Annotated in this window: 13 protein-coding genes; 4 read left to right on the top strand and 9 right to left on the bottom strand. The window is 67.2% G+C overall.

The features are described from left to right. Window positions 1-85: 85 nt before the first annotated feature. Window positions 86-1,672: a sensor histidine kinase gene (locus IY716_RS05145; RefSeq protein ID WP_218220496.1), complete on the top strand. Its 1,587-nt coding sequence runs from the start codon at window positions 86-88 to the stop codon at window positions 1,670-1,672. 11 nt (window positions 1,673-1,683) lie between these two features. On the opposite strand, the gene IY716_RS05140 is transcribed toward IY716_RS05145, so the two are convergent. After that, window positions 1,684-1,932: a WhiB family transcriptional regulator gene (locus IY716_RS05140; protein ID WP_036474112.1), complete on the bottom strand. Its 249-nt coding sequence runs from the start codon at window positions 1,930-1,932 to the stop codon at window positions 1,684-1,686. A 397-nt stretch (window positions 1,933-2,329) separates the two neighbouring features. Here IY716_RS05140 and IY716_RS05135 point away from each other — a divergent pair, with 397 nt between their 5' ends. Further along, window positions 2,330-2,782 carry a hypothetical protein gene (locus tag IY716_RS05135; protein ID WP_218220495.1) on the top strand — a complete coding sequence of 151 codons (453 nt, stop codon included), beginning with the start codon at window positions 2,330-2,332 and terminating at the stop codon, window positions 2,780-2,782. Here IY716_RS05135 and IY716_RS05130 read toward each other — a convergent pair. Then, the gene (locus IY716_RS05130; RefSeq protein WP_218220494.1) at window positions 2,757-4,046 is read right to left on the bottom strand and encodes a phosphotransferase; all 1,290 of its coding nucleotides are present in this window, start codon (window positions 4,044-4,046) and stop codon (window positions 2,757-2,759) included. The genes IY716_RS05135 and IY716_RS05130 overlap by 26 nt on opposite strands. Window positions 4,047-4,130: 84 nt before the next feature. Between IY716_RS05130 and IY716_RS05125 the strand changes: the two genes are divergently transcribed. Both IY716_RS05125 and IY716_RS05120 read left to right on the top strand, forming a co-directional pair. Next, entirely contained in the window at window positions 4,131-5,744 is a 1,614-nt protein-coding gene (locus tag IY716_RS05125) for a cell wall metabolism sensor histidine kinase WalK (protein ID WP_255316434.1), read from the top strand. Then, window positions 5,741-6,400 carry a response regulator transcription factor gene (locus IY716_RS05120; protein WP_218220493.1) on the top strand — a complete coding sequence of 220 codons (660 nt, stop codon included), beginning with the start codon at window positions 5,741-5,743 and terminating at the stop codon, window positions 6,398-6,400. The genes IY716_RS05125 and IY716_RS05120 overlap by 4 nt, the downstream gene beginning before the upstream one ends. 26 nt (window positions 6,401-6,426) lie before the next feature. On the opposite strand, the gene IY716_RS05115 is transcribed toward IY716_RS05120, so the two are convergent. The 7 genes from IY716_RS05115 to IY716_RS05085 form a co-directional block, all read right to left on the bottom strand. Beyond that, window positions 6,427-6,909: a hypothetical protein gene (locus IY716_RS05115; protein WP_218220492.1), complete on the bottom strand. Its 483-nt coding sequence runs from the start codon at window positions 6,907-6,909 to the stop codon at window positions 6,427-6,429. 78 nt (window positions 6,910-6,987) lie between these two features. Further along, complete coding sequence (locus IY716_RS05110) at window positions 6,988-8,112, bottom strand: phosphotransferase family protein (RefSeq protein ID WP_218220491.1); 1,125 nt, start codon at window positions 8,110-8,112, stop codon at window positions 6,988-6,990. After that, window positions 8,109-9,293 (bottom strand): phosphotransferase family protein, encoded by a 1,185-nt coding sequence (locus tag IY716_RS05105; RefSeq protein WP_218220490.1) that lies wholly within the window; start codon window positions 9,291-9,293, stop codon window positions 8,109-8,111. The genes IY716_RS05110 and IY716_RS05105 overlap by 4 nt, the downstream gene beginning before the upstream one ends. Then, window positions 9,290-11,221, bottom strand: a complete 1,932-nt coding sequence (locus tag IY716_RS05100; protein WP_218220489.1) for an ABC transporter ATP-binding protein — start codon at window positions 11,219-11,221, stop codon at window positions 9,290-9,292. Before IY716_RS05100 ends, IY716_RS05105 begins: the two co-directional genes overlap by 4 nt. Then, window positions 11,218-12,489 carry a glycosyltransferase family 4 protein gene (locus IY716_RS05095; RefSeq protein ID WP_218220488.1) on the bottom strand — a complete coding sequence of 424 codons (1,272 nt, stop codon included), beginning with the start codon at window positions 12,487-12,489 and terminating at the stop codon, window positions 11,218-11,220. Before IY716_RS05095 ends, IY716_RS05100 begins: the two co-directional genes overlap by 4 nt. Continuing rightward, on the bottom strand, window positions 12,486-13,844 hold the full coding sequence (locus IY716_RS05090) for a glycosyltransferase (RefSeq protein WP_218220487.1): 1,359 nt from the start codon (window positions 13,842-13,844) through the stop codon (window positions 12,486-12,488). Before IY716_RS05090 ends, IY716_RS05095 begins: the two co-directional genes overlap by 4 nt. After that, window positions 13,834-15,129 carry a glycosyltransferase family protein gene (locus tag IY716_RS05085; RefSeq protein ID WP_218220486.1) on the bottom strand — a complete coding sequence of 432 codons (1,296 nt, stop codon included), beginning with the start codon at window positions 15,127-15,129 and terminating at the stop codon, window positions 13,834-13,836. Before IY716_RS05085 ends, IY716_RS05090 begins: the two co-directional genes overlap by 11 nt. Between the last annotated feature and the right edge of the window lie 8 nt (window positions 15,130-15,137).

Genomic DNA, 15,137 nt, shown 5'->3' with positions numbered 1-15,137 from the left:
CGTGGTCAACTCCGGAGCCGCCTTCGGGTCCGCACGGTGATCCAGAGATTCCTTTCCCCGCCATCACTCATCGAGGAGAACAGACATGGCCGTCTTCCAGGATCCGCTCGTCGGTCATCGGTATCTCACGCAGGACGACGTCGAATGGCTCCATGCCCTCGTCGGGGACTGGCAGCTGCTCTCTGATCTGGCGTTCTCTGATCTGGTGCTGTGGTTCCCGCACACCGAGGAAGGGTTTCTCTACGCCGAGGAGCGTTCCTTCATCGCCCTGGCGCAGGCTCGCCCCTCGACCACGCAGACCCTGATCCACCGCGACGTGGTCGGGGACCGCATCCGGGCCGATCTGAAGCCGATGGTGGAGCGCGCCTGGACCTCCCAGGTGGAGACGAACTCCTCCGATCAGGGACAGCCCTCGCCGGCGCGCATGCGGGTGCAGGCGCTTCCGCTGCTGCACCGCGGGCGCACTGTCGGCGTGATCACCTTGCACTTCGCGGTGGCTGCCATGCGCAGCCCGTCTCGGCTGGAGCTGACGTATCGACGTTGCGCGGATGACCTGCTTGCCATGGCCGCCGAGGGCCGCTGGCCCGACGCCACTCAGGAATTCACGGGCTACGGGGGAGCGCCCCGGGTCGGCGATGGGCTGCTGCGCCTGGACGAGGAGGGGCGGATCACCTTCGCCTCGCCCAATGCCGTCTCCGCGCTGCTGCGGCTCGGCGTCTCGGACACTCTCGAGGGGCGCTCCCTGGCGGGGATCGGCTCGGAGCTGCAGCGCGCGACCGGCGTCGTCGTCGACGAGTCTCAGCCGATGATGCTGACCGGACGACGGGCGATGCGCGCGGAGCTGGAGGCACACGGTGCCGCGGTGACGCTGCGCTCGATTCCACTCTATCACGCAGCCGGCAGCGAGGCGGCGCGACAAGCTCATGGGGAGCGCTACGCGGCCCTGGTGCTCTGCCGCGACGTCACCGAGCTGCGCCGTCGCGACAAGCAGCTGATGAGCAAGGACGCGACCATCAAGGAGATACACCACCGGGTGAAGAACAACCTGCAGACCGTCTCCGCGCTGCTGAGGATGCAGTCGCGGCGGATGGATTCTCAGGAGGGCCGGGAGGGTCTGCGTCGTGCCATGCGCCGGGTGGAGACCATCGCCATGGTTCATGACTCGCTCTCCAAGGGGCTGGAGGAAAGCGTGGACGTCGATGAGCTGATGCGCCGACAGCTGCGGCTGGCCGCGGAGATGGCGCAGTCGGACAGACAGGTCGTCACTTCATTGGAGGGAAGCTTCGGTCAGCTCCCCCCGGACATGGTGACCCCGCTGGCGCTGGTGATCACGGAGATCGTGGCCAATGCCGTGGAGCATGGATTCGGCCCGGATCCGGAGCGCCGCGAGCTCAACGTGGCGATGACGGTGCATCGAGCCGCCGACGCCGCGGGACGTCAGCGGCTCGAGCTGGAGCTCACCGACGACGGTGTGGGTCTGCCCGAAGAGGAATGGGAGCCCGGCCTGGGGCTGCAGATCGTGCGCACCCTGGTCCGGGGGGAGCTCTCCGGCTCCATCGAATGGGAGCCCGCCTCCCCGGCGGAGCCGGACATGAAAAACGCGGTGAGGACCGGCACACGGGTCAAGCTCCGTGCTCCGATCCTCACCGCGTCAGCAAAGTCTGGCGGGTGAGGCGAAGACTCTCAGGAGGCGCGGCGGGCGCGAGCGGCCCGGCGCTTGAGCGCGCGGCGCTCGTCCTCGCTCATGCCGCCCCAGACGCCGGAGTCCTGTCCGGTCTCGAGAGCCCACTGAAGGCAGGTGTCCATCACGGGGCACCGGCGGCAGACGCTCTTGGCCTCTTCGATCTGAAGCAGAGCTGGTCCGGTGTTGCCGACGGGGAAGAAAAGTTCGGGGTCCTTGTCCAGGCAGGCTGCTCGGCTGCGCCAATCCATGGGATCACTACTCCTAGGGCGCCTCGTGGGCGCCGCTGTTCGGGTCTTAGGGCATTGCGCGGAGCTTCCTCGACCAAGCCTCGATCTGTGGCGGTCCCCGGTGTTGCTTCGGGAGTCACATCCGCGTCCAGGGGGCAGAACGTTCCACAGTCGAATGACCGTGGCGCCTGGACGGCGGTGCATTTCCAGACCTCGGGCGAGGTATTCTGCCATCCCGAATAAGTACGGACTCAAGGCTGGCATGTTAACGCCTGGCAAACAAGACTTCGCACTGCCGAAATGACTGCGAAACAGTGTGTACTTTGTCACATGCTGTTTCGTTCCAAACGTTGCACCAGGTCAGCGGTTGGGGAGCTGCTCCAGTGGAGAACCGTGCACCGGGTGGTTCAATGGTGAGATGGCCCCCGAAGACTCCGTCACCCCGGATTTCAACGCACCGCGTCCGCCCCGACGCTTCACTCAGGCCCGGCCGCGGCCGGTCTCCGTCTGGGTGCTCTTTCTGATCCTCTTCATCCAGGGCATGGCGCTGGCGTTCAATGCCGTGGCCAGCGCGCTGACCTCGCAGGCCCAGGTGCTCGACGCCGCCGGAGCCATTGCGCTGGTGGTGCTCTATGTCCTCTTCGGACTCGTTCTGGTGCTGCTCGGTTTCAGGATCTTCCTCGGAACGCAGGGTGCGCGGACCCCGGCGATGGTCGTGGAGCTGCTGATCGTGGTGCTGTCCTTCAGCTTCTTCTCCGGCGGGCTCCCGGCAGTGGGTGTGGCGTTCGTGCTGCCCGCCGCCGTCGCGCTGGTGCTGCTGTTCATCCGTCCCACACAGGTCTGGCTCAGCGAAGCAGATCCGCAGGACTGAGGTCCCTCACCAGCTGCTCGGCCCAGTGCAGGTAGTGCTCCCGCTGCTCGCCGCTCTCGACCCCTGGAAGCAGTGACAGCAGCACGGCGGCGGTCCGTGCGCGCAGCTCGTCGGGATCGTGATCGATGAGGCAGTGGGAGAAGAATCTGCGAGCCAGGTCGGGGACGGCCGAGTACGCGGCCGGGTTGAAGCTGGGCAGGGTGATCAGGTGCCCCAGCATCGTGGCGAGATCGTCGACCCGGTAGCCCGGCCCCACCGTGTCAGCATCGATGAGTGCCGTGGGTGTGCTCGCGGTTTGGTCCAGGAACAGGTTGGCCGGATGGAAGTCGCCGTGGGTGGGCACCACCGGCCCCGGCGTCGTGCTGAGCTTCGCGGCGATGTCATCTCCCAGCTTTCCGACCCGTTGTGGGTCTGCGCCTGCACCGATGGCCCCAGGTTCGAGGCCGCGGTGACGCTGCGCGGGTGACTCTCGAGCCGGCAGCTCCAGGGCGGACGGCGTCAACGAGTCCAACGCCGAGGTGATCGTCTTCGGGTGTACACGCGGCACGGGCTCGTGATGGTGCGCCTGGCCGCCCCTCGCTGTCGATGGTGTCGGCCGGTACAGGTGGTGGGTCAGGGGCATCCCAGGTGCCTCGGGAATGACGAGGATCCCTTCGCCGGCGTCGGCGGCCGGGGGGCTCAGCCTGGAACAGCGGTGCCGCTGAAGCAGGCCCGGCACTTTGGCGGGTCTCACAACCTTGAGGTAGAGCACCCTCTCGCCCCGAACCGAGGACACCACCGCTCGGTACACGGCTCGGCGCAGCGGGCGCAGCACCAGCCGACGCAGGTCGGTGATGCTGCACTTTTCACCGAGCAGCCGGCTCAGGCGCTCTTCAAGGGTCCCGGATCCACGGTGCTCGGCACCGGCGCAAACCTCGGCACCGGCGCCGACCTCGGCACCCGCTTCGACCACGAGCAGGCCAGGCAGCTCCGGGTCTACCGGGTGCGCCCAGATGTGCACAGTCCCCTGGACGGATTCGGCGCGCACCGCCCCCATCGCCTGGCGCTGCTGATCGGTGAGTGAGACCGTGCTGATCACCAAGGTCAGCGGCATCCCCGGGGTCTCCACCTGGTAGAGGGCGGTGGTCTCCGCCCCCGGACGTGCGTAGACCTGTTCCAGCTTCCAGGCACTCAGGGTGACATCTCCAGGTTCAAGCGCCATCCGCAGCAGCTCGCCAGCGGTGGGACCGCGCAGCACCGAGACGAGGGCGGCGAGCTGATCCATGCAGTCATCCTGCCGCACTCAGATGAAAGAACTCTCATCACCGGAGGGCCGTGTCAGGGGCACCAGGATGAGAAACTGAAGCCCATGAGCCACACGACTACGCCGGGTGAGCCGGAGGTGCCCGCGCGTTCACCGCGGCGTCGGCTGCGAAGGCGCGCAGCCCTGCGTCCGCTGAGTGTGCGAGCGAGGATTCTGGCCGCCGTCGTCGGTCTCGCTGCGCTTGCGCTGGCCGCTGCCGGCTATACGGCTTTCGCGATTCAGCAGGCTCAGGTCGAGGGGCGAATCGACGCGGAGCTTGTCGCCGATGCCGAGCAGTTCCGGGTTCTGCACGAGGTGGGGGTGGATCCCAGCACCGGTGAACCCTTCACCTCGCCCACGGAACTGGTGCGCACAGCCATGGAACGCATCATTCCCACGCGCAACGAGGGGATCGTCGGACTTGTCGACGGCCAGGTGGCCTTCACCTCAGCGGTCACGCGGGTGCGTCTGGAAGAGGATCCTGAGCTGCTGAACCTGCTGGAGGATTATGCCGTGGCGGAACGTGCGACCGTGACCACGCTCGAGACAGAGAGGACCACCTACCGCGTGGCGATCGTGCCGATCCACGGCAGCGCTGCGCCCGAGGATTCGGAGGCGGCGGAGGAGTCTCAGGTGGGAGCCCTGGTCATGGGCTACGACATGACCGCCGAAAAGGGAGTCTTTGCGGATGGATTTCTGATCTACGCCGCCGTGGCGGCGCTCTCACTGGGCGTCGTGGCGATCGTCGGAGGGGTCATCGCCGGACGGCTGCTTCATCCGGTCGGAGTGCTGGCCTCCTCGGCCCGCCACATCGGGAGGGAGGATCTCTCGGAACGGATCCCGGTCACCGGCAAGGACGACCTCACGGAGATGACCAAGTCGGTCAACGAGATGCTGGACCGGCTCGAGGCCTCCTTCCGCTCCCAGGACCAGCTGATCCAGGATGTCAGCCATGAGCTGCGCACGCCGCTGACCATCGTGCGCGGTCATCTCGAGGTGCTCGACGCCGGAGATCGCGATGATGTGCTCTCCACCCGTGAACTGACCCTCGATGAGCTGACTCGGATGAACCGGGTGATCGATGACCTGACCACTCTCGCGCAGGCAGGCAGGCCTGACTTCCTGCGACGGACGCCCACCGAGGTCGGGAAGCTCACCGATGAGGTCTATGACAAGGCGATCGCGCTGGGGGAGCGGCGGTGGATCGTGGACGCGCGCGCTGAAGGTGACTCGTGGCTCGACCGCGAGAGACTCACGCAGGCCTGGCTGCAGCTTGCTGCCAATGCCGTGAAGTTCTCTGCCCCCGGGTCGGTCATCTCGTTGGGTTCGGAGCTCGCGGCGGGGGAGGTGCGGCTCTTCGTACGTGACCAGGGCCAGGGCATCGCGGATGAAGATCAGGAGCGGGTGTTCCGGCGCTTCGGGCGCACAGACTCCAGCAAGCCGGGCTCGGGGCTGGGGCTTCCCATCGTGGATGCGATAGCGCAGGCCCATGGGGGCTGGGTGAAGCTTGAATCGGCCCCCGGCATGGGTGCCCGTTTCACCATGGTGCTGCCGCATTCAGACGAGGACCCGATGGATTTTGTGTCCGAGGCCGCCGACTCGCGAGCAGCCGACAGCCCGGATGCCTCGACCGCCTCTGAGCATTCCACGCAGACGAACAGCACAGGAGGCCCAGCGTGACGCAGATCCTGCTCATTGAGGACGAAGACCGGATCGCCTCCTTCGTGGAGAAGGGGCTGCGTGCGGCGGGCTACGCGGTCCTGCGCGGCGCCACCGCGGCCGAAGGGTATGAGTACGCGCTGAGCAGCGCCGTGGATCTGGCCGTATTGGATCTGGGGCTCCCGGATGAAGATGGCCTGCGCCTCTTGGGCCGACTGCGCGCGCAGGGGTTCACGGCGCCGGTCATCATCCTCACGGCGCGCAGCACGCCGGCGGACACCGTGGCCGGACTGGATTCCGGGGCGGACGATTACATGGCCAAGCCCTTCAGCATCGATGAGCTGCTGGCTCGGATCAGACTTCGGCTGCGCGGTGGTTCCGCGGAGGAGCCGACCAGCTTGACCGCTGGCTCACTCACGCTCGATCTCCACGCGCGGCGGATCACTGCAGGAGAGAAGCAGCACGATCTGTCCTCACGGGAGTTCGCTCTCCTGGAGACCTTCATGCGTCATCCCGGACAGGTCCTCTCCCGTGAGCAGCTGTTGGAACGCGTCTGGGGCTACAGCTTCGATCCGGGGTCGAATCTGGTGGACGTCTATGTCCGCTACCTGCGTGCCAAGGTCGGGGCTGAGCGGATCAAGACCGTGCGCGGCGTGGGTTACCGCCTCGAGGCCTGAGTGGCCTCTCGCAGGTATCGCGCGGGTCAGCTGCCGGCCGAGGGCGCTGACCAGCTCTGGGCGGACACCGAGCTCACCGGTGTCCATGCCGAGTCCGAAGCCAGTGGGGCGGGCTGATACACCGCCGGTGGAGTGGGGCTGATCGTCGCAGGACCGGGTGCGGGATCAGGGGCTGGTGCGGGCTCCGGAATGGGCGCAGGAGCGGGTTCGGGCACCGGATCAGGGGCTGGTGCTGGTTCCGCTGCGTGAGTCGGTGTCGAGCTCGCACGCGGTGCTGCCGATGCACTGGGGTCCTGATCCGCGTCGGTTGTGCGCGAGGGGGACGGACTCCGGCTCGGGGAGGGCTTCGGACTCGCCGAGGTTGGCGCAGCGCTCTGCTCGGCCACCTCCATCGCCGGTCCGAGGTCCTGTTCCGGGCTGTCTGAATTGAGCTGCGCCACTGCGGCGGTGCCACCGAGGGCGACTATGCTCAGTGCGCCGGTGAGGATCCAGCCTGTCTGCCTGCTCATGATGCACTTTTCCTTGCTCTGGTGAACCTCACCAGTTCGACGACGCTTTCTGGTGCTGGTGCTTCGTTCGATCTGTTCTCATCCTGCACCTCGAGAGTGAGGGGACCGTGAAGTCGGGATGAGAAAGTTCTCATCTTCACGCTCCTGGGCATCGAGCAGACGCAGCCTGGCGGCCACCGCGGAATAAGCCGGGCGCACCGCATAGACGCAGCCCAGCCGGAGAGCGGCCGCCTGCTCGTAGACGCGAAGCGCCGAACTCGACACGCCGATCTGAGCGGCCGCAGCGTCGACGGCGGCCACCACGGTTCTCGCCTCGTGTGGCGCCCACAGCTGCTGCAGCACGCGCAGGCGGGCATGGGCGCGAAGATTTCCCAGGTCCAGTGCAGGGTCCGCAAGGCATGCAGTGTCGACGTCGAGCAGTCCAGGACCTGCGTCCGGGCTCCACAGCAGCTGCTTGTCATGCAGGTCGCGGTGCGCTGGTCGCAGCGGCGCGTCGCGAAGCCCGCGCAGCCGCGCGGAGGCGGTCTCGACATTTCTCCAGAGCAGCTCGGGGTTCTCGATGAAGGGCTGCACCAGACCGGCCCAACGGTGCAGGACCTGGACCTCTTGGTCGGGCCCGTGCGTCACTGTCCCACCGCCGTCGGTCAGTCCACCGCCGTCGGTCAGTCCAGGGACCCCGGGCACGTCCAGGCTCCTGGCCGCATCCCGGACGGCTCGCGTCCACGCGCCCATCACCTGGTGCCACGCGCGCTCCCATTCCACCGCGGAGAAGAGAGCGGGATCGTGGAGGGTCAGACCTGGCAGCGCGGAGAAGGTCACGGTTGATTCATCCCGCGCCAGCGCCTCCGGTGTCCTGAACGTCTGGGCGAAGACCCCGGCGCGGGCGATGCCCCGCATGATGGCGGAGCTGCGGCCGCGCCTCACCACTTTGATGTAGCGCTCGCCCTGATGCACGACGGCGCGTCTGCCCCATCGATGGGAGACGACGACGCCGCCCGGTGCGGCTTCTGCCAGTGCACTGAGCTTGGTGTCAGTGGGTTGCAGCCGCAGGCCAGACTGGTCCCAGAGCGCGGCCCTGCGCTGTTCCCCATCCGCGCATTCGAGAATGAGGGTCGACTCTTCCGGGAGGGGCCAGGCGCGGGTCACGCGCAGCTCGACCCCCGCCTGGGTGAAGGTCTCTGGTGGCAGCGGCAGAGGAGTCATCGGTCCAGAGCCTCCTGGCCGAGCCGCAGCATGGTGTGCATCTGAGCGGGCCAGTCGGGTGCACGGTGCCGAAATGGGTCGGAGGCGGCGGCCAGCTGAGCGTAGGCCTCCCACGTCGCTGCGCGCCGATCGTCGGGCTCCGCGTGTTCGCGGTAGCCATCCATGAACCCGACTCTCATGGACTCCAGGTTCTGCCGGCGGCAGGAGGCCAGCCAACTTCCCACATCGCGCATCGGGTCCCCCGAGCCGGAGCGGTCGAAGTCGATGAGGCGGATCTTGTGGCTGCCCGGAGCAGCCATCACGACCTGGTCCGGCGAGAGGTCTCCATGAAGCTCGCACGGAGGGACACCCTGCTCAGCGGTGAGCCGTTCCTGGACCCCTTCCGCGAGACGACTGGCGGAGGCCGCCAACCAGGGAGCGATGATCGAGATCGACCGCTCAGCGCTGCGCAGCTCGGAGGGGATCGGCCTGCGCCGGGAACCCCGGGTGAGCCGATGCAATCGACCCACGACCTCTCCCGCTGCCTGCGCGGCCGGCGCGTGTGGGCTGTTGTTCAAGTCCTCCCACCCCCAGCGGGGTGAACTCATCGCGGTTCCCCGACGCCCCAGGGACGTGCTGCGCACCAGCGGAAGTCCGAGGGCCCTCCACCGCTGAGCCGCCTCGAGCGCAGCCGCCGTTCCCATGGAGGCCACGCGCACGATCTTGTCTCCGTGTCCCGATCGAGGATCCGGCACCACGGCCACCACTCGACGCCGGGGATTATGACGCAGAACCTGCCACGGCAGCGCTGCACCGGCCGCAGCTTCCATAGCCCGGCGTGCCTCTGCGAGGTCTTTGCCGAGCACCGGGTCTGCCCAGAGGCTTCCGCTGAAGAGATACGGTCCGATGTCTGTGTGGACGCGGAAGGACGCCGACTGTCCGCCCTCTGCCGCGCGCACGCGAGCTTTCGCAAGCTTGTCGGTGTCCAGGGTGAGCATCGCCCAGCGTGGGTCCCCGGCCTCGGTCTGAAAGGACGCGACGAGCGAATGTCCCGGTTTGGCGCGGATCCGGGTGATGGTCACCGGCTCGTCCACCAGTGAGGAGAGCTCTGCGGAATCGAGCAGCAGACGGGCGCCCGTCAGACCGACGGCCCTGGCCGCGACCTCGTCTGCCTCGGTCCACACTGATAGATCCTGCTTCATCGCGACACCCCTTCTGGCCGCAGCGCGGACCGTTGTTCTGCCTCTGATGCCTCCCCTGACCCCGTGCCGCTCTCCGCCGAGCCGGCGGGTTCGGGCTCCGCCCCCGCGGCTCCTCGCTGACTCGAAGCCCACTGCGCCAGTCGCGAACGGGGATCTGCGAGCAGCTCCGCCGGGGAGCCGTCCTCACGGATCGCACCGGCCTCCAGCCACAGCACACGATCCAAGCCTTGGATCATGCTGAGGTCGTGGGTGATGGCTACTGTGGTGCGCTCGCGGGTCAACTCCCGGATCGAAGCCTCGACGACCTCTCGAGCGGCGGGGTCCAGACCCGTCGTCGGTTCGTCCAGCAGCACGATCGGCGCGTCGCGGACCAGGGCTCGCGCGATGGCGACCCGTTGACGCTGCCCCCCGGAGAGGGTGTCACCGCGGTTTCCCAGTTCGGTCTCGTACCCCTCGGGCAGCGCCATGATGAAATCGTGGGCGCCCGCTCGCCGCGCTGACTGCTCCACCTCCGCATCGCTGGCGCCCTGGCGCCCGTAGCGGATGTTCTCCCGCACCGTGGTGCTGAAGAGCACTGATTCCTGAAGCAGGATCGCGATATTGCGTCGAAGGTCTGCTCGAGTGAGATTCCGCGCCGAGCAACCGTCGACGAGCACAGACCCGGAGTCGGGGTCCGCCAATCGAAGCAGGTAGCCCGCCAGTGTCGATTTTCCCGCTCCCGAGGGCCCCAGCAGCCCCACACGCTGTCCTGCAGGCACCTGCAGACTCAGCTCGTGGAAGAGCGGTGCGCCCCGATGGTCCCTGGCCGTGACCCTCCAGAAGGTGAGCTCGCCCTCCGCCCGTCCCATCGGCAGTGGATGTGGCGGATCCTGAATCTCGATCTCTTCATCGAGAAGGTCCGCAATGCGCTCGCCCGAAGCCGTGGCGCGGGCGATCCGACCGGTGTATTTAGCCATATCGCGCAGCGGCTTCATCGCGATCTTGAGGTACATCAGGAACAGCACCATATCGCCCGGTGTCATCCCGCCCTGCAGCACCTGCCACCCACCGAAGCCCAGCACCACGGCGGTAGCCGTCCCCACCAACAGGTCCGTTGAACGTTCGAGGCGCGCTGCCAAACGTCGTGCGCGGATCCCGGCCTTCAACGCCTTGTTGTTCCCGGCGGCGAACCCTGACGCGACAGTCTCCTCCAGACCGTAGGACTGCACCACCCGGATCGCGGCCAGCGCTTCGGCGGCATCGCCCACCAGCCGTCCCTCGCCTTTGCGGGTTGACCGCGAAGCGGCAGTGATCATCGGACTCAGCACGCGGCTCGCCAAGAGGTATCCGGCTCCGGTGATGATGACGATCAGAGCCAGCAGCGGATTGAGGATGAGCACGACCACCAGCAGCGTCACAAGCGTCAGCAGGTTTCCGACCAGCGGCAGACCTGCCGTCACGGCGACTTCCTGAAGCCGACCCATGTCCCCGACCAGGCGCTGAGAGGTGTCCCCGATGGATGCCTTGGAGTGATATCGAAGCGACAGTGACTGGATGTGGTCGAAGACTCGTGTGCGCAGACGTGCGGCCACCTTGACGCCCGTTCTGGCGAAGGCGATGGTCGAGGCGTAGTTGCAGACAGCTCGGCCCCCCACGATCAGTGCCAGTGCGAAGGCCCAGAAGATGAGCATGCCTTCAACGTTGTTGCTGGAGTCGATGGTCTCGTCGACGTCGGCACCCAGTGCCTCGGTGACGGCGTCCACTGCAAACTTCACCGGCCACGGCTCTAGGATGCGGAACGCCACGTCACCCAGCAGCGCCAGCAGTCCGGTGGCCACCAGAAGCTTGTGCTCACCCAGGTGGGGGAGCACCATGCGCAGCGTCCTCGAGAGCCCGCGCCGGTGCAGCGTGCGGGAATCCTTCGCCTCGGCCCTTTTTTCCCGGCTCATGCAGAAGCCACCTCCGCAGGGGACGTTTCTGGGGTCCCGGTTTCGAGATTCAACTGCGCAAGGTCATCCAGCAGCTCCTCGGCTCGATGAGCCCAGCTGTGTCCATGCTTGACCTGCAGGCGACCGGAGGCACCCAGTCGTGCCCTCCGTGCAGGGTCTTCGATCATCGAGATCAGCGAAACGGTCAGCGCCTCGACGTCGCCTGGGAGGACCGTTTCTCCCGCAGGTCCCGTCGAAGCAGGGCCAGCAAGCAGCTCTGGAAGCTCCCCCACCGCTGAGGCGAGGACCGGAACTCCGGCGGCGAGGTACTCATAGACCTTCAGCGGTGAGAAATAGTGCGCTGTGCCCGTTGGGGGCGCAGGATATGGGGCCGCCGCGATGTCGAACCGACGCAGCGCCGCCGGCACCTGGTCTGGGGGGAGAGGACCGGTGAACTCCACATCCTCCGCGATGCCCAGCTCCTCGGTGAGCTCTTCCAAGGCGTTTCGCTCCGGGCCCCCGCCGACGATCAGCAGCTTGAGCGCCGGCGAAGCGAGCCGCTGGAGCGCATGCGCGAACGCCTGGATCAGCAGGTCAGTGCCGTGCCATGGTTTGAGCGTTCCCAGGAATCCGATCGTCACCGTCTCACGATCGGAGTGCCGCGACTGCGGGAACACTGAACTCGATTGTCGAAAACGATCAGGGTCCACGCCGTTGGCTGTGATCCGCACCCTCGGCAGTCGGGTCCCCGTGCTGCTCATCTCGCGGGCCCACTCGGCGATGGGCGACGAGACGCAGGAGAGGAGGTCCGCCTGGGAGAAGGTCTCGCGCGTGGCGGCTGTGGCGCCGCCGACGTCGTGAAGAGTGCGATGTCTGGCCTGCTCAGCCAACAGCGGGGCGTTGACCTCCACGACCAACCGGCAGGCGCTGGAGCGCTTGGCCTCTGCGCCGGCGGTGGAGAACAGCGCATAGCGCTCGTAGAGCAAGTCGAATTCACCGTCGCCTGCCAGCGCCGCCATCGTGGACGAGGCGCGCGCGACCGCGACCTCTCGGGCAGCTGCCCCCTTGGCCCCGTCCACCGGGATCACATACACCGGAAGGTCAGCAAGATCGGTCGGCTGCGCCTCACTGTGGGGGTCACCGAACCTGTCGCCGCGTTTGGTGCAGAAGACGGTGACCTCGTGGCCCAAACCGCGGAAGGCGCGGATCATCTCCTGGGCATGCACGCTGGCTCCCTTGGTGCCGAAGATCCCGATGCCAGGGTCCGCCAGCAGGTAGGCGATTCTCATACCGGCTCCTCCACGCGCATCATCGGCAGCGGCACCGTGGTCGTTGCGGTGTCGCTGCCGACCAGGCTCTCCCGGCAGCTCACGCTCTGTGGGTCATGGACCAGCGCACGGAGCGTCGCTGCCTGACTGGTGGAATCGAAGTGGTCCTCGATGCAGCTGCGGGCGGCAGTCAACAGCGCCAGGTGTCCGGCGTCGAGGGTGAGCGCCTCCAGCAGGGCCTTGGTCAGGGCGGTGACGTCCCCGGAGGGCACCAACCACCCGGTCTCTGCGCTGCGCACGAGTTCACCGACCCCGGTCACCTGCGCCGCCACGCAGCGGATTCCGCGTGCCATCGCCTCTAGGAGGACCGTGGGAAGTCCGTCCGCATTGCCATCGGCGCCCACCACGAACGGGGCCACGAACACATCGTGTGTGCCGAGCAGCTCGCCGATCTCTTCCTGTGTGCAGGGACCGAGCAGTCGCACCCAGGAGGTCAGTCCCGCGCCGTCGATCCTCTCCTGGAGCTCGGAACGCAAGGGGCCGTCACCGGCGATGCTGACCTGTGCTGGGACGCCGAGGCTGTGCAGCCGGGACACCGCTTCGATGAGCAGATGGAACCCCTTCTTCTCCACCAGACGTCCGATCCCGAGCAGGCGAGGCGGATCACCGTCGGCCGGTCGGACGTTCCGGCCCGGAGTGAAGGGAAAACGGGAGAGTTCCAATCCGTTGCGGACCAGGTGCAGCCGGGAGGTCTCCGCAGGAAACCGGCGCTGCAGATCCTCCAGATTGAACCCTGAGATCGTGATCGCATGATGGGCGTCGGCCAATTTGGTCTGCAGCTCCGCCGGATCGACATCTTCATGGAAGATGTCCTTCGCATGCGCCGTGAAGGAGTAGGGAAGTCCGCTGATCATCCCGGCGAGACGGGCCACGCTGGTGGCCATCGAGGCGAAGTGGGCGTGGAAGTGAGTGACGCCGGCCTGCTCTGCGGACTGGGCGAGTGCGACCGCCTGCTGAGCGTCATCGTGTCCTGCCTCGAGCAGCTCGGGCAGGGCTCGTTGGAGTCCTTCGGCGAGAGCCGGCGATGCAGCCGCCTCAGCGAACTGCGCCCAGAACCGCGATGCCACGGAGCTCCGTGGGACGTGGACGACGGGAGCCCTCACGCGGGCAAGCTCGGGATGAAACCTTGCGTCGGTGCTGGGGCGCAAAGAGAAGATCACGATCTTCTCGCCGGCAGCTTCGCGAGCCAGGATCTCCGAGACGATGAACGTCTCCGAGAACCGGGGGTACATCTTCAGGACATAGCCGATGGTGTGAGTGGCGGGACTGACAGGATCGGCAGGGCCTGCGGCGCGATCAGTGGAGTCAGCTGACATGAGTCTCGAACCTCGCTTCAATGGCCGGGGCGGGGTCCCCCGTGGATGCAGGTGATGTGGACGCGTAGGAGAGGGGGTGGTGGACAGCAGGGGTGTTCGAAGGGGCCATGGCGGCGGGCGCTCTGGAGAGTTCAGTGGCTGCCAGCAGGCCGATGCGGCTGAGCCCGTCCAGATCCACGGTGTCGCGCACGGTTCGGTGGGTCACTGCCCGGGTGAAGAAGCGGCTGATCCGCTGAGGGGTGAGATTCTCCGGCTCCAACACCTCGACAGCTCCCACGGCCGCCAACGCCGCGGCCCGGCGTGGCTGTTCGGCGCGTCGTCTGCTGCGCGGGACGAGCAGTGCAGGAGTGCTGGTCGCCATGATCTCAGCGGTGGAGTTGTATCCGGCCATGGAGACGACGGCGGCGGCCTCGCGCACCAGCTGTGGAACATGTGGAGCTGAACGTGTCAGTTGGATGCGGTCATGGTCAGCAGAGTCCGCGACGGCGCGGAGCACCTTGTCATAGTCGTGAGGGGGCATCTGTGGGCCGGTCAGAATCACGTGCCGGTGCCCGGAGGGCACTCGCGCCTGTGCAGCGGCGAGAGCCAGCGCCCCGCCGTCGGAGCCCCCGCCGACCATTGTGAGCACATAGGGTCGAGCGGGCCGCAGGCTGGAGTCGAGCATTTCATCGGCGGGTCGGCCGCGGCTGAGGTAGCCGGTGAAGTGAGTCCTCGCCGCCAGCGGAACAGGGATCTCCCCACTGTCCACGGGGCTGTACACCTGTGGATCGCCGTAGACCCAGACCGCTTGATAGAACGCGGCTGCGGCGGCCGCCCCGCCCAGTGCGCGCCACTCGGCCGCGGCGGCGGGTGGCGAGTCCAACACATCACGCATGCCCAACACGCAGCGCGCCCCCCGCGCCCGCAGACCCTCCAATGCGGCGAGCAGCTCACCCCCGACGCCGAACGGGTGACGGTCCGCGATGAAGAGGTCCGGGGACATGGCATTGACCGCGGCCGCGGCTGTCGCGCTGCGGAGGCTGAAGAGGCGATCATTGCTCACATCGAGGCGTCTCGAGGTGTATCCATCGACGGTGCGGGTGAAACCTGGCAGCACGAGCCAGTCCCACCCCTGAGGGAGAGCATCAGCCGTGGCGTCGGGGTGTCCCGCGATGAGCAGGCCGCGGACCGACTGCCCCGTCAAGCGGGGCAGATCGGCGGCAAGCGCGTGGGCCAGTGCCCGGTTGCGGCGGGCATGGCCCAGGCCGACCGAGTCATGCGAGTACAAGATGATGGTGATGCTCATAGATGAAC

This window comes from Nesterenkonia sp. Act20, from assembly GCF_019173455.1.
GTDB lineage: Bacteria > Actinomycetota > Actinomycetes > Actinomycetales > Micrococcaceae > Nesterenkonia.
This window is presented reverse-complemented; position numbering and strand designations above follow the sequence as displayed.

Bases quoted from the DNA above. Each gene is read 5' to 3' on its own strand.
- IY716_RS05145 (WP_218220496.1), top strand. From the start codon at position 86: ATGGCCGTCTTCCAGGATCCGCTCGTCGGTCATCGGTATCTCACGCAG.
- IY716_RS05140 (WP_036474112.1), bottom strand. From the start codon at position 1,932: ATGGATTGGCGCAGCCGAGCAGCCTGCCTGGACAAGGACCCCGAACTT.
- IY716_RS05135 (WP_218220495.1), top strand. From the start codon at position 2,330: ATGGCCCCCGAAGACTCCGTCACCCCGGATTTCAACGCACCGCGTCCG.
- IY716_RS05130 (WP_218220494.1), bottom strand. From the start codon at position 4,046: ATGGATCAGCTCGCCGCCCTCGTCTCGGTGCTGCGCGGTCCCACCGCT.
- IY716_RS05125 (WP_255316434.1), top strand. From the start codon at position 4,131: ATGAGCCACACGACTACGCCGGGTGAGCCGGAGGTGCCCGCGCGTTCA.
- IY716_RS05115 (WP_218220492.1), bottom strand. From the start codon at position 6,909: ATGAGCAGGCAGACAGGCTGGATCCTCACCGGCGCACTGAGCATAGTC.
- IY716_RS05110 (WP_218220491.1), bottom strand. From the start codon at position 8,112: ATGACTCCTCTGCCGCTGCCACCAGAGACCTTCACCCAGGCGGGGGTC.
- IY716_RS05105 (WP_218220490.1), bottom strand. From the start codon at position 9,293: ATGAAGCAGGATCTATCAGTGTGGACCGAGGCAGACGAGGTCGCGGCC.
- IY716_RS05100 (WP_218220489.1), bottom strand. From the start codon at position 11,221: ATGAGCCGGGAAAAAAGGGCCGAGGCGAAGGATTCCCGCACGCTGCAC.
- IY716_RS05095 (WP_218220488.1), bottom strand. From the start codon at position 12,489: ATGAGAATCGCCTACCTGCTGGCGGACCCTGGCATCGGGATCTTCGGC.
- IY716_RS05090 (WP_218220487.1), bottom strand. From the start codon at position 13,844: ATGTCAGCTGACTCCACTGATCGCGCCGCAGGCCCTGCCGATCCTGTC.
- IY716_RS05085 (WP_218220486.1), bottom strand. From the start codon at position 15,129: ATGAGCATCACCATCATCTTGTACTCGCATGACTCGGTCGGCCTGGGC.